This window comes from Enterococcus sp. ZJ1622 (assembly GCF_011038845.1).
Lineage (GTDB): Bacteria > Bacillota > Bacilli > Lactobacillales > Enterococcaceae > Enterococcus_B.
In genome coordinates this window covers 211019-233810 of record NZ_JAAKDW010000003.1, presented here as the reverse complement: position 1 = coordinate 233810, position 22792 = coordinate 211019, and the positions used below count along the sequence as shown (strand labels likewise).

The 22792-nt window shown below is 40.2% G+C and carries 22 protein-coding genes and 1 pseudogene; 9 read left to right on the top strand and 14 right to left on the bottom strand.

The features are described 5' to 3' along the window. Window positions 1-262 precede the first annotated feature (262 nt). The gene (locus G7Y42_RS04365) at window positions 263-1393 is read left to right on the top strand and encodes a site-specific integrase (protein ID WP_165004432.1); all 1131 of its coding nucleotides are present in this window, start codon (window positions 263-265) and stop codon (window positions 1391-1393) included. Between the two features lie 82 nt (window positions 1394-1475). On the opposite strand, the pseudogene G7Y42_RS04360 reads toward G7Y42_RS04365, so the two are convergent. From G7Y42_RS04360 to rlmH, 7 genes and pseudogenes are all read right to left on the bottom strand, one after another. After that, a pseudogene (locus tag G7Y42_RS04360) lies at window positions 1476-2009 on the bottom strand (peptide-methionine (S)-S-oxide reductase); the annotation flags it as partial. 178 nt (window positions 2010-2187) lie between these two features. After that, window positions 2188-2928 carry a tRNA pseudouridine(38-40) synthase TruA gene (gene truA / locus G7Y42_RS04355; protein WP_165004428.1) on the bottom strand — a complete coding sequence of 247 codons (741 nt, stop codon included), beginning with the start codon at window positions 2926-2928 and terminating at the stop codon, window positions 2188-2190. 186 nt (window positions 2929-3114) lie between these two features. After that, window positions 3115-3750: a DUF998 domain-containing protein gene (locus G7Y42_RS04350; RefSeq protein WP_165004426.1), complete on the bottom strand. Its 636-nt coding sequence runs from the start codon at window positions 3748-3750 to the stop codon at window positions 3115-3117. Window positions 3751-3895: 145 nt separating this feature from the next. Continuing rightward, entirely contained in the window at window positions 3896-5131 is a 1236-nt protein-coding gene (gene sstT / locus G7Y42_RS04345) for a serine/threonine transporter SstT (RefSeq protein WP_165004424.1), read from the bottom strand. 249 nt (window positions 5132-5380) lie between these two features. Beyond that, window positions 5381-6118, bottom strand: a complete 738-nt coding sequence (locus G7Y42_RS04340; protein ID WP_165004422.1) for a DUF4767 domain-containing protein — start codon at window positions 6116-6118, stop codon at window positions 5381-5383. 240 nt (window positions 6119-6358) lie between these two features. Continuing rightward, the gene (locus tag G7Y42_RS04335; protein ID WP_165004420.1) at window positions 6359-6691 is read right to left on the bottom strand and encodes a hypothetical protein; all 333 of its coding nucleotides are present in this window, start codon (window positions 6689-6691) and stop codon (window positions 6359-6361) included. 606 nt (window positions 6692-7297) lie between these two features. Further along, on the bottom strand, window positions 7298-7777 hold the full coding sequence (gene rlmH, locus G7Y42_RS04330) for a 23S rRNA (pseudouridine(1915)-N(3))-methyltransferase RlmH (protein ID WP_165004417.1): 480 nt from the start codon (window positions 7775-7777) through the stop codon (window positions 7298-7300). Between the two features lie 481 nt (window positions 7778-8258). Between rlmH and G7Y42_RS04325 the strand changes: the two genes are divergently transcribed. Next, a complete protein-coding gene (locus tag G7Y42_RS04325) occupies window positions 8259-9545 on the top strand; it encodes a trypsin-like peptidase domain-containing protein (RefSeq protein ID WP_165004414.1) in 1287 nt (428 codons plus the stop codon). Window positions 9546-9602: 57 nt separating this feature from the next. Here G7Y42_RS04325 and ytpR read toward each other — a convergent pair whose 3' ends face one another. From ytpR to pepA, 4 genes are all read right to left on the bottom strand, one after another. Then, window positions 9603-10220 (bottom strand): YtpR family tRNA-binding protein, encoded by a 618-nt coding sequence (gene ytpR / locus G7Y42_RS04320; RefSeq protein ID WP_165004412.1) that lies wholly within the window; start codon window positions 10218-10220, stop codon window positions 9603-9605. Between the two features lie 244 nt (window positions 10221-10464). Further along, entirely contained in the window at window positions 10465-10929 is a 465-nt protein-coding gene (locus G7Y42_RS04315) for a universal stress protein (RefSeq protein ID WP_165004411.1), read from the bottom strand. Between the two features lie 21 nt (window positions 10930-10950). Then, the gene (locus G7Y42_RS04310) at window positions 10951-11271 is read right to left on the bottom strand and encodes a thioredoxin family protein (protein WP_165004409.1); all 321 of its coding nucleotides are present in this window, start codon (window positions 11269-11271) and stop codon (window positions 10951-10953) included. Between the two features lie 136 nt (window positions 11272-11407). Continuing rightward, the gene (pepA, locus tag G7Y42_RS04305) at window positions 11408-12487 is read right to left on the bottom strand and encodes a glutamyl aminopeptidase (RefSeq protein WP_165004407.1); all 1080 of its coding nucleotides are present in this window, start codon (window positions 12485-12487) and stop codon (window positions 11408-11410) included. A 204-nt stretch (window positions 12488-12691) separates the two neighbouring features. Between pepA and G7Y42_RS04300 the strand changes: the two genes are divergently transcribed. The 3 genes from G7Y42_RS04300 to G7Y42_RS04290 all read left to right on the top strand — a co-directional run bounded on the left by G7Y42_RS04300 (window position 12692) and on the right by G7Y42_RS04290 (window position 15705). Further along, complete coding sequence (locus G7Y42_RS04300) at window positions 12692-13051, top strand: PepSY domain-containing protein (protein ID WP_165004405.1); 360 nt, start codon at window positions 12692-12694, stop codon at window positions 13049-13051. 215 nt (window positions 13052-13266) lie between these two features. Further along, window positions 13267-14220, top strand: a complete 954-nt coding sequence (locus G7Y42_RS04295) for a glycosyltransferase family 2 protein (RefSeq protein WP_165004403.1) — start codon at window positions 13267-13269, stop codon at window positions 14218-14220. Between the two features lie 258 nt (window positions 14221-14478). Next, window positions 14479-15705: a hypothetical protein gene (locus G7Y42_RS04290; RefSeq protein ID WP_165004401.1), complete on the top strand. Its 1227-nt coding sequence runs from the start codon at window positions 14479-14481 to the stop codon at window positions 15703-15705. Window positions 15706-15766: 61 nt separating this feature from the next. On the opposite strand, the gene pepV is transcribed toward G7Y42_RS04290, so the two are convergent. Beyond that, window positions 15767-17185, bottom strand: coding sequence for a dipeptidase PepV (gene pepV, locus G7Y42_RS04285; RefSeq protein ID WP_165004399.1), 1419 nt, complete (start codon window positions 17183-17185; stop codon window positions 15767-15769). 147 nt (window positions 17186-17332) lie between these two features. Between pepV and G7Y42_RS04280 the strand changes: the two genes are divergently transcribed. From G7Y42_RS04280 to G7Y42_RS04265, 4 genes are all read left to right on the top strand, one after another. Beyond that, complete coding sequence (locus G7Y42_RS04280; RefSeq protein WP_165004397.1) at window positions 17333-18181, top strand: NAD(P)H-hydrate dehydratase; 849 nt, start codon at window positions 17333-17335, stop codon at window positions 18179-18181. A 2-nt stretch (window positions 18182-18183) separates the two neighbouring features. Beyond that, a complete protein-coding gene (locus G7Y42_RS04275) occupies window positions 18184-18618 on the top strand; it encodes an acyl-CoA thioesterase (protein ID WP_165004395.1) in 435 nt (144 codons plus the stop codon). Window positions 18619-18703: 85 nt separating this feature from the next. Continuing rightward, window positions 18704-18871 (top strand): hypothetical protein, encoded by a 168-nt coding sequence (locus G7Y42_RS04270; protein WP_165004393.1) that lies wholly within the window; start codon window positions 18704-18706, stop codon window positions 18869-18871. A gap of 158 nt (window positions 18872-19029) precedes the next feature. Next, window positions 19030-19707 (top strand): GntR family transcriptional regulator, encoded by a 678-nt coding sequence (locus G7Y42_RS04265; protein ID WP_165004391.1) that lies wholly within the window; start codon window positions 19030-19032, stop codon window positions 19705-19707. Between the two features lie 299 nt (window positions 19708-20006). Here the strand turns inward: G7Y42_RS04265 and G7Y42_RS04260 are convergent, their stop codons facing one another. Further along, entirely contained in the window at window positions 20007-20675 is a 669-nt protein-coding gene (locus G7Y42_RS04260) for a hypothetical protein (protein ID WP_165004502.1), read from the bottom strand. After that, window positions 20650-22779 (bottom strand): hydantoinase/oxoprolinase family protein, encoded by a 2130-nt coding sequence (locus G7Y42_RS04255; protein WP_165004389.1) that lies wholly within the window; start codon window positions 22777-22779, stop codon window positions 20650-20652. Before G7Y42_RS04255 ends, G7Y42_RS04260 begins: the two co-directional genes overlap by 26 nt. Between the last annotated feature and the right edge of the window lie 13 nt (window positions 22780-22792).

Sequence of the window (22792 nt, the reverse complement as noted above, 5' to 3'; positions counted from 1 at the left end):
GGCGTACATTACTAAACGCAATTATAACTACAATGTTTCTTGGCATACATTGTGAAATGCTATTGTCTCAATAATGTTTCTGTGGCGTACATTACTAAACGCTTATCTATATGTTTATATTATAGTGTAACGTGAAAAAAAGCAAGAATAAAATTCCGCTCACTTCCGTTAATTTCCAATAAAAAACTACCTAATTGATATTTTTACTTGGAAGTAGATAGAAATGAATGGAAATAGATCATGATTTAAGGAGGAATTTAAAATGACTACAATAAAAAAATACACAAAAAAAGATGGATCAACAGCCTATATGTTTCAGGCATATATAGGCGTTGATCCAATAACTGGGAAAAAGAAACGCACTACTAGACGAGGATTTAAAACACAAAAAGAAGCCAAGCTTGCACTAGCTCAGCTTCAAATAGAAATAGAATCTAATAGTTTTTCCAAAAAAGATTATAGCACATTTAAAGAAGTTTATGAATTATGGTTTGCTAACTATAAAAATACCGTAAAAGAATCGAGCGTTCAAAGAGTTCAATATCTATTCAATAATCAGATATTGCCTAAATTCGGTCATATGAGAATTAATAAAATAAATACAGCAATCTGTCAAAAAATAGTAAATGAGTGGAATGAAGAAAATGCCCCTACTCGTCTCAGAAGTTACACTAAAAAGGTTTTTACTTATGCAATGTCACTCAATCTTATTTCTTCAAATCCAATGGATAATATTTTAGTCCCTAGAAAAAGAAATCATCAAAAAGCAAAGAAAGAAAACTTTTTAGATCGTTACCAATTAAAAGATTTTTTAGGAATAGTAAAACAGCAAGAGAATTTCAGTATTTACACAATGTTCCATGTCCTAGCTTACACAGGACTTCGAAAAGGAGAACTAGTCTCTCTTACATGGAGTGATATAGATTTTACTAACCAAACTTTATCTATCAATAAAACAGGATATTATTTGAATGGAAATCCTTATATCACGTCTACCAAAACAAATAAGTCCACAAGGATAATTTCTGTAGACAAGTCCACAATTTCTTTATTAAAACAATGGAAGTTAGAACAAAAGAAGCTCTTGCTTTCTCGTGGAATACCAATCAAATCTGACGAAAAACAATTGATATTTTCTAGTAATAGCAACAAACTCATTCATAATGCATTTTTGAATGAAACATTAAGAAAATATCCTCAATATAATATTACTCCACATGGATTTAGACATACTCACGCTTCTCTATTATTCGAAGCTGGAGCAAGTATCAAACAGGTTCAAGAAAGACTAGGTCATACCAATATAAATACAACACTAGAAATCTATACCCACGTTACTAAAGAAGCAGAAAAAGAAAGTGCAGAGAAATTCTTAAGGTACATGGATTTATAAAATGGTAGTCAAAGGGGTAGTCAAAAGTTAAAAAAAAGCTCCTAAAAGGCGCTAAATCAACAAATGAAAATTAACATGACAGACCAAATGCATCGGTTGGATCTGTTACCTGCCAATAAATCGCTACTATTTCCTCATAACTGATCACTCGTGTGTCAAAAATGATCTCGACAGCTTCCACATGTCCTGTGTATCCGCCGCTTACTTGATCGTAGTTCGGGTTTTCTATCAGGCCACCTGTATAACCGGATAATACAGATACGATCCCCCGCTTCGTTTCAAACGGCTCCACCATACACCAAAAACAGCCTCCCGAAAAAACGGCTTTTTCCTGATGAATAGGATCTTCCAGTATATGTTTCGAAAAATCATATGTTGCTTCATCACTTGTCTCACCAGTAAGAAGCGAGTAGAAATCCATGACATCTGGGGTCAAATTATTTCGAAGCGCAAGTGGCCGCAGCTCTGCTTCTAATTTTACAAAGGCGTCAGCGACAGATCTGTTTTCAGCCAAACGCTCTTTTGCTCGAGTGAGTACTTTTCGTTCCCACTCTCTTGTGTTCGGATTCAAGATGAGGTTATAAAGAATCGGTGTGAGTGCTTTTTCATTATCCATGGAGAGCCCTCCTTTGTGAAGCGTATCAGATTAGCAACTTTACTGTAACTTATCATAAAACAAGTAAATAAGCGACAAACTCTCTTCAAGGTAGTTTAAAAAACAGATAACAAAAAACCGACCTCCAAAAGTTGGAGTAACCTCCAGCCTTCAAAGATCGGTCGATTCTGATTATTAATCAACGATAATACACTTCATCTAAAAACAAGCCTTGTGCTGGAACGGTTTCTCCTGCATGCTGGCGTACTTTGTTTTCAAATACTTCATCGATCACTTCTAATTTCATGGCGCCTGTCCCGATTTCTAGCAATGTTCCCATGATGATCCGGACCATTTTATACAAAAAACCGTCTCCGACAAAGGTAAAATGAAGCATTTCTCCTTCTCGTTCGACAGACAACTCTTCAATAGTACGCACGGTAGATTTCTTTGATTTTTTGAGAGCAGAAAATCCGATGAAATCATGCGTACCAGTCAATTTTTCGCAAGCAGCAGTCAATTTAGCCATATCCAGTTCTTGCGGAAAATAAAAACTGTGATTCCGTTCAAAAGCAGAAGGAATCTTATTGTTCCAAACATAATAGCTATATTTTTTCCCTTTTGCATTATATCTAGCATGGAAGCGCTCAGGCATCTCTTCGATTTTTTTTACCACGATATCCCTTGGCAGATAACGATTCATGAATTCAAGCATTTCCGGTCGTCCCATCTCTGCGTTTGTTTTGAAATTCGCTACTTGCCCTCTTGCATGGGTACCGGCATCTGTACGTCCTGAACCGATGATCTCGATGGTCTCGCCTGTCATCTGTGTCAGTATTTTCTCGATTTTCCCTTGGATCGTTTTGTCGTCATCACCCAGTCTTTGCCAACCTGAGTATCTCTTTCCGTCATATTCGATCGTTAATTTGATATTTCGCATTTACCTTTTTTGCTCCTTTAGCTGTTGCTCATTATTTCGTTCATTATCTTATGATTGTAGCACAAACAAAGGACGCTTTCTTTAGCCAAATGGAGAAAAGCTGAACACTTCTTTATTTATTATACGCAAAAACGCAGCCAATCAGCGAACTTGCTGAGAGACTGCGCGAAACACATATTCTTTTGTTCATCTTCTTATTTGCCAGATACTTAAACAGGCGATTGGCACATAATTGAAGAAAAAGCTGATTCTCTGGCAAAATCCTATTTTATTCAGTATCGGCAACTGATTGATCGAAGGGATCCTTGCCAGTCCGTAAATCACAGCAAATACCAAACTGATCACAGTCAATATCAAATAAAACTGACTGAATGCGTACTGCCCGTCTTTACGGTACAAAAGAAACAGCAATACCGGAAATAGCAGAAAACCGCTATAGCCTAATCCCGAACCGATATTATGCACCCAAGTCGAAACATTCCAAGTGGCTTCATTCGTATTGATACTGAACAACCCGGTAAAAATACAATCACCCAAGCCATAAAAACCGATCGCCGCTGTAAGTAAACTGGCAAGCGGACGGGAAATCCCTGAAAAGATCTGATACAAAGTAGGCAAAGAGAACAAGAAGAACATACCTGAGACCACTGACCAAATCAGAAATGCCTTTCGCACCGGGCTATCCACATCGCCAAATACACTGATCACATCAGTCATCTGATCCAACTTTGGATAAAAGAATCCTAGAATGTAAGGTGTCAAAAAGTCGCTCATAACCCCTAAAAGCAAAAAATAAAAACCATATTTACGTACAAATTCCATAAGATGCCTCCATTGAACTCACACATGATACTACAGATGTTATTATAAACGACTTGATGCTTATTTGACAGGGAGACACTTGATTGATTTATCAAGTATTGGCTGGATCCATATTTTTCACATTCGGCAACTTTTTTATAATAGATTATCGTAATTCTTTCAATCGACCCTTCAAACCGATGTCTTCACCGTTTCTTTTTCTCGCCCCTAGCTCTCCCACTGCTGTGAATAACAAATCGCTAGAAGAATTCAACGCTGTTTCAACAGAATCTTGGATCACTCCGATGATAAAACCGATCCCCACTACTTGCATCGCGATATCATTTGAGATACCAAACAGGCTGCATGCAAGCGGGATGAGTAAAAGAGAACCGCCGGCGACTCCTGATGCGCCACAAGCTGCTAAAGCTGCTAACACACATAAAATGAGCTTCAATACAAAAGAAGCTTCTATCCCTAACGTGTGGACAGTGGTCAATGTCATCACTGTGATGGTGATCGCTGCTCCACCCATGTTGATCGTTGCACCTAACGGAATAGAGATGGCGTAGGACTCTTTCGTCAGCTTCAATTGTTCGGCCAGCATCATATTGATGGGAATATTCGCCGCAGAACTTCGTGTGAAGAAAGCTGGAAGTGCACTTTCTTTCAGACAAAACAGGACCAGTGGATACGGATTTTCTTTGATAAATAAAAACGTAAGGAAAGGATAGACGACTAACGCCACAAAGAGCATCGTCCCTACTAGCACAAGTACTAACTGGAGGTACTCTGCCAAGCCGGAAATCCCTGTCGTCGCAATCGATTGATACACCAAACCTAAAATACCGATAGGCGCAAAAGAGATGATGAGCTGGACTACATGTGAAAGAGCGATCGACAGTTGGTCTACTAATTCTTTCGTTTCTTTCGCGCGAGTGCGCAAGGCAAGCCCTAATAAAACGGCCCAGAACAAAACACCAAGATAGTTCGAATCAACGATCGCCTGAACCGGATTTTGAGTGATATTGGTGATCATAGTCGTCAAAACACTCTCTAAATTTTGCGGTGCCTGCTGCGAAGTCGCTTCTTGCAACGTGATAGGCACAGTGATGAATGTACTAATAATCACAGCAACAAAAGCAGATAACAGCGTACCAAACAGATACAAAGCTAAAATTGGCTTCACGAATGTTTTATTCCCGACCTTATGTTTGGCAATGGAAGCCATCGTCAACAAAAATACAAGGATCGGTGCGATCGCTTTTAAGCAGCTGACAAAAAACGTACCTAGTATTGAAATAAATGTCCATGTGGGCAAAAAGATCCCTAAAATAATACCGACTAACATACCACAAATGATTCGCTGGACAAACGACATATTCAAAAACTTATCAATCAAACCATACACCCTTTCTTCTTTCTATTTTGAACATCAGTTTACCATTTTATTCACAAGAACGATAGGTGGAATTTTCTGAATTTTATAATAACTTGTTTTATTTATCTGTTTTCTCTTAAAAATAAAAAAAGGATTCTACGTTACTTTTCTTTCTAAAGTACGCATAAAATCCTTTTTTGTCTCTTTTTATTTGTCTATTCTTTGTAGAATTCGGCCGAATGTGCGGTTCAATATCTTTTTCTCACGCACTTAAGCTTCTCCGTTCACGATACGAGCATAGCCATTTTTCAATTCTACGTTCTCTGTTTCTTTGAAATAAAGATAATTGTTTGGATTCCCCTGATTTTGCTGGGTCACCAGTACTTTTGGCTGACCTTGCTGAAATCCAAAGAGATACACATGTTTCTTCAGATACGGTTCAGTTTCTGCATCAGAATAAACTGCAACGATTTGATAACCTGCTTGGCCAGTGCCGTTTTCTGACCACTCAGCTGATACAGGTGATTCACCGATTGCCATGGTCCATTCTCCATTCAAAATAGCCTGCGGGATCTGAAGACCGTATAAATCCACATTCATTTGGCTTGTATAACTCTTATACTGCTGCCCCATCGTTTGGCTCCATGAAGACATGAATGCAGCTAATTGGGCCGATTTGTTCGGATTCCATAAAGTCTGTTCTACTACACTGCTAGCAGTTGCTGATTGACTGACTTCTGTTGAAGTACTAGATCCAGCTGATGCTGTTTCACTGCTTGTTGTTGAAGCACTCGACTCAACGGATGTCGATTCGCTGTTTTTTGTTGAAGAACTGGCATCGACTGATTGAGTAGATGCTGTTGTTTTTTCTGATGACCGAGTACTGCTCACTACGGTCTCTGCTGTTGATGCTGCTTTTTCCTTATTCGTTTCCTCTTTTGTTCCATTGGACGTGCATCCGCTTAACAGAGCCCCCATTCCAACGATCAATAAAGCCCATTTTTTCATTCACTGTCTCCCTTCGACTATTCTCCCACTCCTTTAGTTTATCAAATGATTATTAGAAAAATACTAGTATTTTTATGAATTATTTCTCAAGGGATAACAGTAAATCCTCAGTCCAGACGAAAAAAATTCCCCAATGACGCTTCGTTTACAAACGCACCATTGAGGAATTTAATAACAGCATCACGCTATTAATAGATATTTACTTTATATTTTTCTTGGACTTACTAATAAAACTTGGATTTATAAGTTGGATTTAATGAAATCTTTTATTTCTTCAACTTTTCCCTGGTAAAAAAGTAGAAATGGCATTTTTATCCCGTGTTTCTTCATTTCTTCATCCATATATACTTCATCTCTTTCATTGTATATGACCCTATCAGCTAACGGCATTTCCTGACTGTTTACGTTATAACTAATAAATTCGAGCTCATATTCCGGTTCAAAGGCTGACTTTAGTTCCCTTTGGATTTTTTTCAAATGCACTGACGTTAGAGGAGTAACTGCTAACCCTCCATACCCAAAAGGATATACACCATCTGTATTAATTGAAGTGATCCAAATTATTTTTTTCATGATCGTCTCTCCTGAATGTTTTTGAAATTAGGGCCAGCAGAAATCCAAGACACGTAGACCTTAAGCATTGCTGTGAGGTACTAATTTTTATCTACTTCATTCCAGTCGATGACCTTTCCTAATTCTTTTTTCAAATTATTTTTCATACCTATAATCTATCCTTCAAAGAAGCACTTATTCCTGCAGCTAGTTAGGTCTTTCTAGAAAATCAGCAACCAGTTCGAACGCCATCTATCTGGTCATATTTTGATCATCTAACGTTCTTTTTCTCCGTCTGTGATAACAAATTGTGAATCCTCACACGACTTACTTCTCTTTTATTATATCACTTACCCATGAAACATACGAAAACAGATGACAGATTTAAATCAGTGGATTTTGATCCTATTGACTACATTCCACTATTTTTTGATACAAAAACAGTCGTATCCTTTGGTTTGGATACGACTGTTTGATATTGTTTATTTAATTGTAGGATCATGGCAAGCGTGAATCGAATTCCATAACATGCACTCAATTCTTTATACCAAACAAACATCTAGAATAATAACGAATCTGCTCATACTCTTTATTCTGCTGCTATGTTTGATTATTCCTAAAAGCACCTCACTTATGGTACGGCGCCCCCGCATTGATCCGGAAGGCTCGATAGATTTGTTCGACGAGGATCAGACGCATCAGCTGATGAGGATAGGTCATTTTCCCGAATGAGATTTGGGCGTTGCTTCTTTTCATGACGGCTTCGCTGAGTCCCAAGGAGCCGCCAATGACGAAGACAAGATGGCTTTTCCCTTGGATACCTAATTGATCGATCTGTTTCGCAAAAGTTTCGCTTGTCGGATTTTTCCCTTCGATTGCCAAGGCGTAGACATATTCCTGTTCTTTGATTTTGGCCAGGATGCGTTCGCCTTCTTTTTCTTTGACTTGGCGCATCTGAGCTTCACTAAGATTTTCCGGGGCTTTTTCATCTGGGACTTCGATTAGCTCGATCTTGGCGTATGCTTGTAGCCGTTTGGTGTATTCATTGATTCCCTGGATCAGGTATTTTTCTTTTAATTTCCCAACAGAAATGATTTTGATATTCATGGTTTTTCTCCTTCAGTAATTGTCTGCTTTTCTATTATATAAAAGATATTCTTTCTTTGCCTGTTTCTTTCTTCTTTTTATCTAAAAAGATTTCCCCACAGAGTTATGCACATCATCCACAGGTTTATCCACAGAAACAAGCGTTATTGTTCCTTATTTCATAAGTATTTCTTAAGCAAACATATGTTTCTCACAATTTTATCCACTTTACCCACAGGTTGTGGATAACTTTTGTTTTTGTTTTTCCTCTGTTTATTGCCAGAGTTTTACACAAATGCTGTGGAAAAACACCTTTTATTCTTTTTTCATCTGGAAGCAATGATTTTTCCTAAAGTTTTTCATAAAAACTTCACAGTCTAAAAGTAGACTTATCTTAACGAATAAAACTATACTTACTATAGATCAATCACAATGGAGGAGGAGCACATGGATAGAAAAGATGTGAACTTACTATAGATCAATCACAATGGAGGAGGAGCACATGGATAGAAAAGATGTGACACCAAAAATGAAAAAGAAAAACAATGGCATTTTTCGCAAACTGGGGCTAGGCCTTGTGGGCGGAATTATCGGCGGATTGATTACTGCTGGGATTTTTTATGCAGCAATGGGCGCCGGCAGTCCCTCTACAACTAGCACGAGCGGAAACCAGAATTCATCAGGAGAAACAGTTGTGGAAAACGTCAAAGTCAATGTCGACTCTGATATCACAAATGCTGTAGATAAAGTACAAGACGCAGTTGTTTCTGTGATCAATCTTCAAAATCAAAGCCAGTCAAGCGGTTTTGGCCAATTGTTCGGTCAACAGGAAGAAAACAGCTCAGATGACAGCAATCTGGAAGCTTACAGCGAAGGTAGTGGCGTGATTTACAAAAAAGAAGGCGATACCGCTTATATCGTCACAAATAATCACGTGGTGGATGGTCAGCAAGGGCTTGAAGTCTTGATGAAAGACGGAACGAAAGTGAAAGCAGAATTAGTCGGTACAGATGCTTATTCCGACTTAGCCGTGCTGAAAATCAAATCAGATAAAATCGACACAGTTGCTTCATTCGGTGACTCGAGCGCGTTGAAAGTCGGTGAACCAGCGATTGCGATCGGATCGCCTTTAGGTTCAGAATATGCGAACTCTGTCACTTCCGGGATTATTTCTTCCTTGAATCGACAAGTCACAAGTACCAACGAATCTAATGAAACAGTCAATATCAATGCGATCCAAACTGATGCGGCAATCAACCCAGGGAACTCTGGAGGACCATTAGTCAATATCGAAGGACAAGTGATCGGGATCAACTCAAGCAAAATCGCAAGTACTTCCGAATCTTCTTCTAATGTCAGTGTAGAAGGAATGGGCTTTGCGATCCCAAGTAACGATGTGGTGAATATCATCAACCAGCTGGAAAAAGACGGCAAAGTGACACGTCCGGCACTTGGTATCACAATGGTCGATCTGTCCGCAGTCTCTACCCAGCAGCAGGAACAGATTTTGAAGATTCCTTCATCTGTCACGAATGGTGTGATCGTCACAAACGTCCAAACAGCTACCCCTGCTGAAAAAGCTGGGCTGAAACAATACGATGTCATCACTAAAATCGATGACACTGAAGTTTCTTCTGGCGTCGAACTTCAATCAGCGCTTTACAAGAAAAAAGTGGGCGATTCAGTGAAGATCACTTACTACGAAGGTTCTAAAGAAAAGACAACAACAGTTGAATTGACTCTAGACCAATCTGCCTTGAAGCAAAACCAAAGTAAATCAGGAAATTAAGCAAAAAAAAAAGACTCGTTGTATTCCTGAATAACAGGGATACAACGAGTCTTTTTTTTATTTATTTTTTTCATTCAAGAAATCTTCGCCGACCACTGCATCTTCTGGCAATACCAGAATCCCTTTTTTCTCAGGTGCATTCGGCAAATGCAATTCGCGTGCCGAACAGATCATCCCGAAACTGTCCACTCCACGCAAGGTCCCTGGCCAGATCATCATCCCATCAGGCATCATCGCACCTGGTTTTGCAACCACGACTTTCTGCCCAGCTTCGATATTTGGCGCACCACATACGATTTGTAGCACTTCCCCATCCCCTACTTCTGTTTCAGTAATCGATAAATGGTCTGAATCTGGGTGCGGTACGCAAGTTCTCACGTAACCGACAACGATTTTCGGTTCATTATCTGCTTCTAACTGTTCCTCAAATCCTGCTTCTCTGATCAGACGATTCAATTCTGATACTTGTTCTTCTGTCAAGGACACTTGTCCATTTCCTTCGATCGTCAAATGTTCGGAGATATGGAAAAAGTTCCAAGCGACTGTCTGACCAGTGCTGTCTTTCACTTGTGCGACATTCCATTTACGTTCTACAGTATTTTCTGTTCCTTTATCATCGGCTAGAATGACCATCAAGGTATCACCGACGTGTGCTTTGTTATAAGCAAAAATCATGTTCTTTCCTCCATTATCCTTTGCTGGAATTTATCTTAACAAAAAAAAGCATTCGCTGCATGAGATTTTTTTCATGCTTTGTTTCTCTTTTTACGAAAAAATGAGAGGTGGTGACAAAAGCTGTTTCTAAACACCATTTATTCAAAAAAAAGGGGCATGACAAAAATTTTGTCACACCTCTCTATTTTTTAGAACCAACATGCCGTTATGAATCAGAACAATCGACCAAATAAAGCTGTCTCTCTTAATTGCTTGATTGTTCTTCTTCGTCAGATACGATCAAGACGTCACAAGGTGCACGACGTATGACATAGCTTGCAACACTTCCTGTCATGAAACGTTCGACCGCATTCAGCCCTGATTGACCCACCATGATCAGATCGATATGATATTTATCAGGTAACTTGACAGCCATCGATTCACGAACAGATCCGTACGCAATGATCCCTTCAATAGACTGGTAATCAACGGTCTTCCCGTAGGCTTTACAGTCCTCGATCATTTGCTTCGCAGTTTCTGTTTGCTGATCAACTAAGTTCTGGTCAATCGGTGCATACCCCATAAAATTATAGAATTGCTGATCGATGACGTGTGCTACATACACGGTACCATTATTCCTGCGGGCAACCTCCACTGCTTTCTTGAATGCTGCAAATGCTTGGTCACTACCGTCGATACCGACTAAAATATTTTTATACTCTTGCTCCATCTTGATCCCTCCTAAAAGATGTTAGCTTTCAATCACTTTATTCAGGAAATCTTCAATCTCTTGCTTCGTTTTACGGTCTTTATTGACAAGACGGCCAAGTTCCTTACCATCTTGGATCACGACGAAGCTTGGGATCCCGAAGATACTCCATTCAGCGGCTACATCTATGTATTTGTCACGATCGACTTCGATAAACTGCCAGTCTGAAAAATCTTTTTCGATTTCCGGCATTTGCGGCTTGATGAATCGGCAGTCGCCACACCAGTCCGCTGTAAAGAAAAACACATTTTTCCCTTTTTCTACGTAACCTGCCAAGTCTTCTAAGTTTTCTGGAATGATCATAAATCTACCTCTTTCTATTTTTCTGTGCATGTTCACCTAAATTATACACCTTTATGTCAAACTGACCAACTGTGACCTTTTTTGTACTGAAAAAAATCCGGCGAGAGGATGTTCTCGCCAGATTCGTTAAGTTCTTTTATTTTCCGTACACGATGGTATTCACAGTGGATTTGTCCAGTCCCTTAAGCGTCTGGATCAGCATTTCTCTTGCTGCTTCAAAATCGCGGATACTGAACATCGTTTGATGTGTATGGATATAACGACCCACTACGCCGATAACTGTACTTGGGATTCCTTCATTTTGCGTATGAGCAGCGCCTGCATCGGTTCCGCCTTTTGAAACGAAATACTGATAAGGGATATTGTTTGTCTCTGCGATATCCAATAAGTACTCACGCAAACGAGGAAGCATGATCAGACCTGGATCTTGGATACGCATCAAAGTCCCTTCTCCTAAATGACCGAATGTGCCATTTTTTGTCACTGTATCATCCGCTGCTGAACAATCGACAGCAAAGAACAGATCTGGTTTGAATTTATTGACGGAGGCTTTCGATCCGCGTAGTCCGACTTCTTCTTGTACGTTTGCCCCTGCAATCAGGGTATGACCTAATTGTTCATTCTGCAAAGCTTCTAGCGCTTCAAGGACCATCGTACAGCCGTAACGGTTGTCCCAAGACTTGCTGATGATATTTTTTCCGTTTGCGGTCTTGATCGTTTCTGCATAAGGAACGATCGTATCCCCTGGCAAGACGCCGTAACTCATAGCTTCATCGCGAGATTCAAATCCAGCGTCAAACAAGATATCGGTGACTTCGACAGATTTTTGTCCGCTTGTTCCGCGCAATAAATGAGGTGGAACTGATGAAGAGATACATGGGTAATTTTTACCAGAAGATGTTTTCAAAGTAAAGCGTTGCGCAGAAACGACATATGGATTCCAGCCGCCTAATGGTACAACTTTGAATAAGCCGTTTTCTTGAATTTGAGTCAGCATGAATCCGACTTCATCCATATGTGCAGCAACCATCACTCGTGGTGCATCTTCTTCTTTGTGGTGGCGCAGACCAAATAGCCCACCTAGACCATCTTGCTGTAATTCGTCCACTAATGGGGCCATATGGCTTTCCATGTATGCGCGTATGTCTTGTTCAAACCCGCTTGTTCCTTGAAGCTCAGTTAATTCTTTGATGCGTTGAAATGTTTTTTCTTCCATATTCAATTCGTCTAAATTTCAGACTAAACTCCTCTCAAACTTATAATTGATCCATCCACAAGTATTTGTTTTTTGAGAACGAATCTTTTGTCACTATTATAACTTATTTTCGCAAGGAGCGGTTATTTATTTCAAAGAAATTCATAGAGTGTGGTAGAATAAACACAAGGAATAGAAAGGAACGGAAAAAGGAGGTATATCCGAATGTATGAAGAAAGTGAACGCAGTTATTTCAAAGGCGGACTTGCTGTAGGGATCAGCCTTGGTCTTTTAAGCGGTGTTGCTTCGACGATACTGTATCATCGCAAAAAAGCCCTTACAGCCGATCAGGTTTTGGCGCAGATCAAAGAGTCATTTTTGGAAGAAGGCGCGATCGAAGGCTCTTGGATCTCTTTTGAAAAAGAACCTATCCGTAAATTTGCTGTTCGATCAAATGCTTATCGAGGTGGCATCTCCCGTGTTGAAGATGGCGAAATCGTCTATTATGAATTCCTGGCTGATGCACGTACAGGCACCGTTTTAGACATTACAAGAAAAAAAGGCGAATCAGCAGAATCAATTTAACTATACAACGATCGAAAGAAAAAATCCCGCTATCGAAAAGACGAGTGAACAGTCATGACTTGTTTTCTTTTATAGCGGTTTTTTTGTAGGAACAGTTTTTAATTACTCAAAAAGAAAAAATAACTTAATTTTCCTATGCAGGAACTGGTATTTGCCTTGGCGATACGGTATTCTTAGATAGAATGTGTTTTATAATTATTTATGGAGAGTGAACAATGGAAAAAAGTGAAAAAATTGCTGTATTAATTCCATGCTACAATGAAGAAGCGACGATCTCGACCGTCATCGCCGACTTTAAACGGGAATTACCAGAGGCAGATATTTATGTATATGACAATAATTCGACTGATCATACGTATGAGCTCGCCGTTCAAGGTGGTGCCATTGTAAAAAAAGAACCGCGGCAAGGGAAAGGAAATGTGATCCGTCAGATGTTCTTCGATATCGACGCCGATTATTATCTGATGGTCGATGGCGACGATACGTACCCTGCCGAAGCAGTTCACAGTTTACTTGATAAGCTTCGTTCTGGCGAAGCGGATATGGTGATTGGTGACCGATTGTCGAATGGTACGTATTTCGATGAAAATAAACGTCCATTCCATGATTTCGGAAACAATTTAGTGAAAAATACGATCACAAAAATGTACAAAACAAAAATCCGGGACGTAATGACCGGCTATCGAGGATTCAACCGGGTATTTGTCAAAAGCTTCCCTATCATGAGCTCTGGCTTTCAAATCGAAACAGAATTGACGATCCATGCCTTAGATAAAAAATTCAAGCTAGTGGAGCTTCCGATCGATTATCGTGACCGCCCGGAAGGTAGTGAATCCAAATTGAATACTTTTTCTGACGGGTTCAAAGTGATCATGATGATCATCAAAATGTTCAAAGATTACAAACCTTTGTTATTTTTCGGTATCTGGACGGCCTTCTTCTTTTTATTCGGTCTATTGACAGGGATCCCGGTTATTCGTGAATTCATGTTAACGAGCTTTATTACCCGTGTCCCTTCCGCGATTTTAAGTACAGGTTTGATGACTTTGGCCCTTCTTTCGCTTGTGACAGGTCTGATTTTAGACACCGTCGTCACGAATGCGAAAAAAGAATATGAATTGAATCTATACCATGTTTATCATGAATACAAAAACCAAAAAATGAAGTAGGTGAGGATATTATGTATAAAAAAAAGATATTCTTCTTTCCACCTTTTTCATAACTTTATTTGTATCCGGAATCTCTTTACTTCTTAGGAAACATAACTATTGATTTTATTAATAATTATTAGCTTGTTTAAATTATTATATTTTTTTGCTACATTTATGTCTTCTTGACAATTTTAGTTTATATTTTATCTTTATTTCGCCTTGTAATTTCCTTCTTATTTATTAATTAGAAAAATCAAAAACAGTTAGGAGAAACAAATGAAGCTCTCGAAAAAGATTATTTTTACTTTTATCACTTTACTCATTAGTTATTGTATTTTGCTGACAATTATTTATTCTATCCCACAAAAATTTATTGATACAAATGTGGATAAATCAATACAAATGTTAGCAAATGAAGGGCTGTATCCCACCATAAACAAAGGAAATGCTTTTGGTACAAGATTAGATAATTTCACTGACAACTTGATGATATTTAAAGCCAAATCAAACGCTACACTTAATCCATTAGAAAATGCGATGTTTATGGGAAATTATCCGCGTTATTGGCATGGCTACCAATTATTTTTACGTCCTTTACTCATAGTAATGACTCTCGGCAGTATCCGTACTATTTATGCGACTGTTCTCTTTGTCACAATTGGATTAACTACTTACTTTTTGATTAAGCATAGCGATATTTATTTAGGAATTGCATTTTTAATTGCTATCGCATTAGGAAATGCGTCTACCTTTTTCTTTAGTATGCAATTTTCAAACATTTGGATTTTAACATTATTAGCTACATTATTATTTTTAATAAAACCAAATATACTAAAAACAAATCAAAACATGTTCTTATATTTTTTTATTATTGGTTCCCTAGCTAATTTTTTTGATTTGCTAACAACCCCCATTGTTTCATGGGGTATACCAATAGTGATTATTTTTTATTTAAACAATAAGAAATTAAATAGACCCATAGAAAAACTAAAAAATCAATTAATTAATTTTGTTCTCACTGGTATTTTTTGGGGATTAGGATATGGGCTAACATGGGTTGCTAAATGGTGTATATCTTCAATTATTCTGAGAAAAAATATAATAAAAGATGCGATAAATCAAATCATTTTTCGAACAGAAGGTAATGACGACTATCCTCTACACCGTCTGGAAATGTTAAAAAACAACTTCAAATTAATGTATCCGAAAGTAACGATATTGATTTTAGTAATCACTTGTCTTTTCTTTATTTATATTGCTTATCGGAAACGAAATAATTGGCATCCGTTCCATTTTCTTGTTTTATTTGTCTTAGCTGCTGTAACTCCGTATATTTGGTACAATATTTTAGCTAATCACTCACAAATACATTATTGGTTTACGTATCGTACGCAAATCATCACAAGTTTTGCCATATTGAGTGCCTTTGCCTTTTTAATTCCCCCTGAAGAAAAAAACGATGAACTATTTTTAGAAAAAGAACATATCCATTCTGTAAAATGATTATCATCAAAAAACTCCGGCTATCAAAAATAGCCGGAGTTTTTTTAGTATTCTTATATGATTATTTCGCCAAACGATAGATCGCATCCGCATAGATTGCTGTTGCTCGGAACAGATCGTCTAAGCTCATGAATTCATTTGCTTGGTGCATAGTATCTGTATAGCCTGGGAACATCGCACCGTAAGCTACACCACGTTTCAGCAAGCGTCCGTAAGTACCGCCGCCGATGATTTGTTCGTAGCCTTTTTCGCCAGTATGATCTTCATAGACTTGCAGTAAGGTTGCAACCAATGGATCATCCATTGGTACATAATGAGGTTCCATGACACGTGCGCCGCGTGTGATCGTTGCGCCTTCTTGTCCTGCTGTTTTTTCGATCCCGCTTTCCAAGCTGTCGACTGTCACACCTTTAGGATAACGGAAGTTCATGTTGATGAAGTTCTCTTCTTCTGTCCCGTTTTCTTTGAAAGCAAACAAACCGGCATTCATTGTCAATTTGCCCATTTTTTCATCTTCGTAAGCAACGCCTAGTTTTTCACCGTAGAAGTCTTCATGCACGTACGCTGCTGCCACATGGATGAATCGTTTTGCTGATTCCATAAATTCATAGTTGTCCAAGAACAATGCTAAGAATGAACCGGCATTGATCCCAGATTGCGGACTTGCTCCATGCGCACCTTTACCGACTAATTCGATTTTTACGTAGGTATTGTCTGCTTCGATGGTCCCGCTGACTGGGTTTGCTTCGATAAATTTCAGGAAGGCTTCTTCCATCGCGATCGCTGCTTCTGCATTTGGGACTTCAAGTGCTGCTGTTGCTGTTCCTGGCACCATGTTTTCACGAAGACCAGAAGCAAATGATTTCAACGCGTAATCTCCGGCATTATCGCCTTTGAAACGCAAAGCTAATGAAACATTTCCTTTTTCCCCATTGATGATTGGGAATTCTGCATCTGGAGAGAAACCGAAATCTGGTTCTTCTTCATGTTCAAAGTAATAAGCCATGTCGCCCCAGCCGCTTTCTTCATCGCTTCCGACAACGAAACGAACTTTTTTCGACAATTTCAAATCAAGTTCTTTGATGATTTTCATTGCATAGTAAGCTGCCATACTTGGGCCTTTGTCATCACTTGAACCACGTGCAAAGATTTTTCCATCTTTGATCACCGGTTCATATGGATCTGTATCCCAGCCATCTCCTGCAGGCACAACGTCCATGTGTCCAAAGATCCCTAATGTTTCGTCTCCTTCACCAAGGTCGATATGTCCAGCGTAATTGTCGACGTTTTTCACTTTAAAGCCATCACGTTCGCCATAAGCAAGCATGTGTTTCAGTGCATCTCTTGGACCAGGTCCAAATGGTGCGTCGGGTGTTACTTTCGAATCATCCCGTTCGCTGTTGACACGTAAAAGATTTTTCAAGTCTTCAAGCAGATCATCTTTACGTGCTTCTACTTCTTTTTGCCAATCGATTGTCATAAAGTTATTCCTCCACTTATTAAGTCTTCGTGTCCATGATACCATAAAATGAAGAAAAAAATAGTTTAAAAAATCAGACAATTCCTCTCTCTTTCTATTTCATCCATCAAAAAAACTAGGCTATAATAAGGCAAAGGAGGTTTTTGGATGCACTTGAACGAACAATTATTAACATCCGTTATCAAACCGCGACCGCAAAAGTCACATAAAGGTACTTTTGGACGAACAGTACTGATTGGCGGAAACGCTCAATATGGCGGCGCAATCATTATGAGTGCTCTAGCGACAGTCCACAGCGGCGCTGGTCTGACCACTGTTTTGACGGATAAGCACAATCACATCCCGCTGCATACGCATCTGCCGGAAGCAATGGTACTGGATTGGACCGACAAAAACGCTTGTCTATCGATCCTGCAAAGCGCAGACGTTTTATTGATCGGACCTGGCCTTGGCACCTCTTCTGAGAGCTTGGCACTTTTACGTTTGATTTTGAAGGAGCAAAAAGAGGATCAGTGGCTGGTGATCGACGGCTCTGCTTTGACACTGCTTGCCGCCCATGAATTACAGCTTCCTTATCCAAAGCAGACTGTTCTGACGCCTCATCAAATGGAATGGCAGCGTCTCAGTTCTTTAGCCATCAATGAGCAGACAACAGAAGCAAATTTGAAGAAACAGCAAGAAATAGGCGCTACAGTCGTCCTGAAAAGTCATGAAACAACGATCTATGGACAACATGGCATCTATAAGAATACAGCTGGTTCTGCAGCTATGGCCACTGGTGGCACTGGTGATACTCTGGCGGGGATTCTTACTGGCTTTTTAGCCCAATTCCCTAAGAATGACCAGACGATTGCCGCAGCTGTCTACCTCCACAGCTTCATCGCCGATCAGCTTGCTAAAGAGCAGTATGTCGTATTGCCTACACAAATCAGTGCGGCTCTTCCAAAGTGGATGAACTATTTTTGTGAAAAAGACACATCAGGACAAGGAGTTTGAACATGGAAAAATTCACCGGTTACGTACGCGAACCTTTTTATTATGAAACAGACCAAATGGGGATCATCCATCACAGCAATTATATCCGCTGGTTTGAAGAAGCACGAGTGGCTTTGCTGGATCACTTAGGTTTCCCTTATAAAAAAATCGAAGAGACAGGGATCATCATCCCTGTTCTAGATGTAAGCTGCCAGTACAAAGAAATGATCCGTTATGGGGAAAAAGTGCTGATCCAACCAACGATCGCTAAATACACAGGGACTCGGCTGGATTTTGATTATCAGATCTATGGAAGCGAAGATCAGAGGCTCAAAACAACAGGCTCGAGTAAACATTGTTTCCTTCAGGCTGACAACCAACGATTAGTGAAACTCGGACGTGTCGCGCCTAGCATCGATCAGTTATTTCAGGCGTACGCAGAATTAGATAAAAAATAAAAAATCGACCAGTTCTTTCCCAAGCATTTTTCTTGTGTTGCGACAAAGAGCCCGTATAATGTAAAGAAAAAAGCAGGTGATCATCATGTATGTCGTCAAAGTACTGCACGGTTACATCGATAAAACTGGCTGCCGCACACGGGAAAAAAACCAAGACAATCTGCTCATTTTCAAAGACAAAAAAGAATCAGAAGCTTTCGCCAAGAAAATCGGCGGACGCGTCAAATCGCTACAGGAGATCCGACCTGATTGATATTTCCATGACAAAAAGTTCTAGAAGGCCTGCCTTTTAGAGCTTTTTTATGTGTGCCAACACCTTTTCCTCCCATCTAGACGATTCATCAGTTACTTCACACGCTTTGAAAGCGATTCATGGTATACTTGGTTTATTGAAAAAGAAAGGAAGTTCAAATGGTCATCAATAATCTGCAACAGCAAGCGTATGAATCTATACGCAAACAAATCATTTATTCTGAATTAGCCCCCGGAAGCAGGATCTCAGACAAACTACTGGAAGAGCAGCTGAAAATCGGTCGTACACCGATTCGCGAAGCCTTGATCCAATTACGGAACCAGGAACTGATCAAAACCATTCCGCAATCCGGCACCTATGTATCAAAAATCGATATACGCTCGGCTTCTTTAGCCCGCTATACTAGGGAAAAGCTAGAAAAACCGATCCTTCAGGAATGCAGTGCGAAAATGTCACGTCAAGATCAGCTACGCTTAGAAAAAATCTTAGAGAAAACAGATCAGGCCGTCATCACGCAAAACAAAAAAGCATTTTTCGATTTGGACAAAGAATTCCATCGTACCTGCTATGAAATTGCTGGAAAACTTGAAATCTGGGACTGGCTGGAAAGTTATAGTACTCATTTAGATCGTTTCAGATGGCTACGTCTAACAATCAGTGAATTAGGTTGGGGGCGTGTGTTAGATGAGCATCAGACCATGCTCCAAACGATGATCGAACACAACTTCGATGAGGTCGGATTTCTTTGCACGATGCATTTACATATGATCATCGAAGAACAAGAATATGTGATCCATGAATATCCCGATTATTTCGAAGATGAGACGAAAAAATAGAGAGGTTGTGACAGTGCCGTTCAGCTTTGAGGGCTAAGAAAAATTTTGTGAAAATGGTTTCCCACATTTTTGCATAAATTAGGCTTATCTCCGAAAAGTTGGCACTGGAACACCGTGAATCAGAGGTTGTGAAAAAGCTGTCCTGCATCAAGTAATAAGAACAACCAAACAAAAATAGCTCCTCATATTTTCTTGTTCAGTGAACTTATTGCCGAGAATCAGCAGGTGGAACACCATTTATCCGAAAAAAAAGCTGCGACAAGTCTTTTGTCACAGCTTCCTCTATTTTTATAAGACACTCACCACTGTTCGATTTCTCTCACTTCACTTAAGATGGAACTGCTCCGCTCTTGACTGTACAGCCAAAGCAGTGCTGCATCTAACAAGTAAGGGGAAAACTCAGATCGATTCAACTCTTTCGAAAAACTCATAGCAGCAATCTCGCTTAATGCTCGGATCGATGAACGGTGAGTATAGAAAAGAAATCTCCATAGATCGATCGTCGTCGTTCGTGTATAGATTTCCTTATCTACTGTTTCAATATGATGGAAAAGCTCATGCCCCAAAATCAGATCAGGTGCCTGATCCAAAGAAACCGATGTGACAGTTCCAGTGAGTTGTTTCAGCTTTTCAAGCGGCTCGGCCATCACTCGGATCCCTTCTGTCTCATCATAAGTAGCGAAGGTGATCCGACCTGCCAGTTTTTCTGAAGCGACCTGGCAGATAGGTATCTCCATTTGCTCGCAAATTTTCGAAACCGGCATGAGCGGGTACTGCTTCTGGATTTTTTTGGCCGTTCCTACACCACACGCGATTGCTTGTTTGATGAATCTTTTTTGCTGCGGGACAGAGATCTTCTTTCCTAAAAGGTCGCGCCTGAATTGATACAATCCCCAAATCTCCTCCGGCACTTTCCTTAATTCCAGCAGCAAATCTTCCAGTCTATGTTTGCTTGATATTTCCTGCAACAACGATCACTTCTTCCTCTGGCTCCAATGTCGACACTTCCAAATCCATCAGCAATTGAAGCTGTTCCAAATCTGTTGCGGAAAAATCAGAGACACGTGCACCAAGGCAAAGATAAAACTCCGGTCGAGCGATCAGCTCTGTCTGGTAAACAGCCATATCCTCCCACAACTGTTCGACGGCTGTCATATAATTGGCGGCAGTTGTCTTCAGACAAGCGGCATGACCTCTTTGGACCTTGATGAATCCTTTCTGATCGATGATACGAAGGTTCCCCGCGTTTTTCGAACGATTTTCTTCGCCATATACATAAAAGAAAGGCGTATTTTCTAACAGACAAACTTCTGATTTGGTCAATCGCATATCTTCAGCAGCAAGAGCCAGCGCTTCTTCGTTCGTGATCTCCTTCGTTAGATCCGTCGCTTTGACTTCCGTTGAACCTGTAGCGATTGCTGTGACTTTCGAAGTCTGCGGATCGATCTCCACATGGATTTCGATCGATTCTGGCGTAGCTCCTGATTCGATGGCTTTATTCATCGCTTCATTTTTCAACGCACGGATATCTTCTTTACTTGGCGAAGGAATGATACGTTCTACCACATCCCGTACCATCGCTAGCGCTACTCCGATAGAAGAAATGACTTCTGCATTTTCAGGAATCGAATATTTCACACCCATCTTGTTACTGAAATAAGTGATAAGCGAGGCGGCACCTCCACCTACGCCTACTAGAGAAATCTGATCTTTTTCCAAATGATATTTTTCAGCTAATTCTAAGATCACAGGTTCGATCTTTGCATACGATTTTTCCATGATCTGTGTCGCGATATCCTCCACGGTCGTTTGACAGTAATCGGCTAATGCCTGCATGGCTTTGCGTGCAGACGGGACATTTCCATATGAAAAGTGTTCTTCTTGCACTAATCCTAGAACATTGGCCGCACAGGTATTGGTGATCGTGACTTCTTTTCCGTCTTCCATCACGACTTTGACATAGTCGGCTGGATCGCCTTCTTTTGGCGAGAAAAAGACAACTTTCGGTTTGTTTATTTCTTCGGTCTCTGTAAAAACTGCATAATCCAATCCGGCAATATGCGCAGAACGCGGACCGACATCGATGATCCCGGACTGATTGGCGCGAACCATTGAGCCTCCTGCTACTCCAAGTACTCGGACATCAAGAGAAGAAATATAAGTGGAATGTCCACCGACAATTGAGTAATCGATCGCAGGACGCCCGTTCTTGATCACTCCGATATTGGTCGTCGTCCCTCCAACTTCAAAATACACTCCATTTGACGCACGCAAATACATCAATGAGCCCATCACGGATGCTGCAGGCCCCGAAAGCATCGTCAGCACCGGACGCTTTTTCATCTCGTTTATTTCCATGACACCGCCGTCTCCTCGCATGATCATCAATGAGACATTCACGCCGGCTTCACGTACTGAATTTTCCGTAGATGTCGCAGTATCCAACATCTTCGGTAAAATCGAGGCATTGATAGCTGCTGTTCTGGTTCTTCTCGTCAATCCGTATAATTTGGTGATGTCTGAAGCCATCGTGGTAGGGATGGACTTCCCAGAGGCTGCTTCGTACACGACGCGCTCCGGTTCGCCATTATCTACACCAAAAGCCATCGACGAAACTAAGACTTCTGCTTTTTCTTTTTCTAAGGACGAGATGGTTTCGGAGACGCGATCGAAATTCAAATGTTTTACAGGCAAGAATGCATTCACGATCTCGATTTTTTTCTTGTTTCCAAGATCGATATCATTTAGTCGTGTTTGCCGTTTCGCCAAAAAACCTTCTAAGCCACCTTTTGACATACCGATGACTCCGACTTTAGCGACATCGCCTTCAATCAGGGCATTGGTTGCTTGTGTCGTTGAATGTGCAACGAACACAACATCATCAGGACTGATGTCGTTTTCCTGCAAACAGTTTTGGAAAGACTGCACGACTCCTGCTGCTACCCCTCTAAGGTCATCGTGTGTTGTCTTTACTGAAGATTTCCCAATGATCTCATGTGTGGCATTATCGATTGCTACGGCTTTCGTATGTGTACCGCCAACATCGATCCCCATTCGTACAAAACGTTTCATTTTCTTTTCCCCC

Coding starts and splice junctions, on each gene's coding strand:
- G7Y42_RS04335 (WP_165004420.1), bottom strand. CDS start 6,691: ATGAAAAAAATAATTTGGATCACTTCAATTAATACAGATGGTGTATAT.
- ytpR (WP_165004412.1), bottom strand. CDS start 10,220: ATGATTTTTGCTTATAACAAAGCACACGTCGGTGATACCTTGATGGTC.
- truA (WP_165004428.1), bottom strand. CDS start 2,928: ATGCGAAATATCAAATTAACGATCGAATATGACGGAAAGAGATACTCA.
- G7Y42_RS04340 (WP_165004422.1), bottom strand. CDS start 6,118: ATGAAAAAATGGGCTTTATTGATCGTTGGAATGGGGGCTCTGTTAAGC.
- G7Y42_RS04290 (WP_165004401.1), top strand. CDS start 14,479: ATGAAGCTCTCGAAAAAGATTATTTTTACTTTTATCACTTTACTCATT.
- G7Y42_RS04255 (WP_165004389.1), bottom strand. CDS start 22,779: ATGAAACGTTTTGTACGAATGGGGATCGATGTTGGCGGTACACATACG.
- G7Y42_RS04350 (WP_165004426.1), bottom strand. CDS start 3,750: ATGGAATTTGTACGTAAATATGGTTTTTATTTTTTGCTTTTAGGGGTT.
- G7Y42_RS04365 (WP_165004432.1), top strand. CDS start 263: ATGACTACAATAAAAAAATACACAAAAAAAGATGGATCAACAGCCTAT.
- pepV (WP_165004399.1), bottom strand. CDS start 17,185: ATGACAATCGATTGGCAAAAAGAAGTAGAAGCACGTAAAGATGATCTG.
- G7Y42_RS04310 (WP_165004409.1), bottom strand. CDS start 11,271: ATGATCATTCCAGAAAACTTAGAAGACTTGGCAGGTTACGTAGAAAAA.
- G7Y42_RS04295 (WP_165004403.1), top strand. CDS start 13,267: ATGGAAAAAAGTGAAAAAATTGCTGTATTAATTCCATGCTACAATGAA.
- G7Y42_RS04265 (WP_165004391.1), top strand. CDS start 19,030: ATGGTCATCAATAATCTGCAACAGCAAGCGTATGAATCTATACGCAAA.
- G7Y42_RS04300 (WP_165004405.1), top strand. CDS start 12,692: ATGTATGAAGAAAGTGAACGCAGTTATTTCAAAGGCGGACTTGCTGTA.
- G7Y42_RS04275 (WP_165004395.1), top strand. CDS start 18,184: ATGGAAAAATTCACCGGTTACGTACGCGAACCTTTTTATTATGAAACA.
- G7Y42_RS04280 (WP_165004397.1), top strand. CDS start 17,333: ATGCACTTGAACGAACAATTATTAACATCCGTTATCAAACCGCGACCG.
- pepA (WP_165004407.1), bottom strand. CDS start 12,487: ATGGAAGAAAAAACATTTCAACGCATCAAAGAATTAACTGAGCTTCAA.
- G7Y42_RS04315 (WP_165004411.1), bottom strand. CDS start 10,929: ATGGAGCAAGAGTATAAAAATATTTTAGTCGGTATCGACGGTAGTGAC.
- rlmH (WP_165004417.1), bottom strand. CDS start 7,777: ATGAATATCAAAATCATTTCTGTTGGGAAATTAAAAGAAAAATACCTG.
- G7Y42_RS04325 (WP_165004414.1), top strand. CDS start 8,259: ATGGATAGAAAAGATGTGACACCAAAAATGAAAAAGAAAAACAATGGC.
- G7Y42_RS04270 (WP_165004393.1), top strand. CDS start 18,704: ATGTATGTCGTCAAAGTACTGCACGGTTACATCGATAAAACTGGCTGC.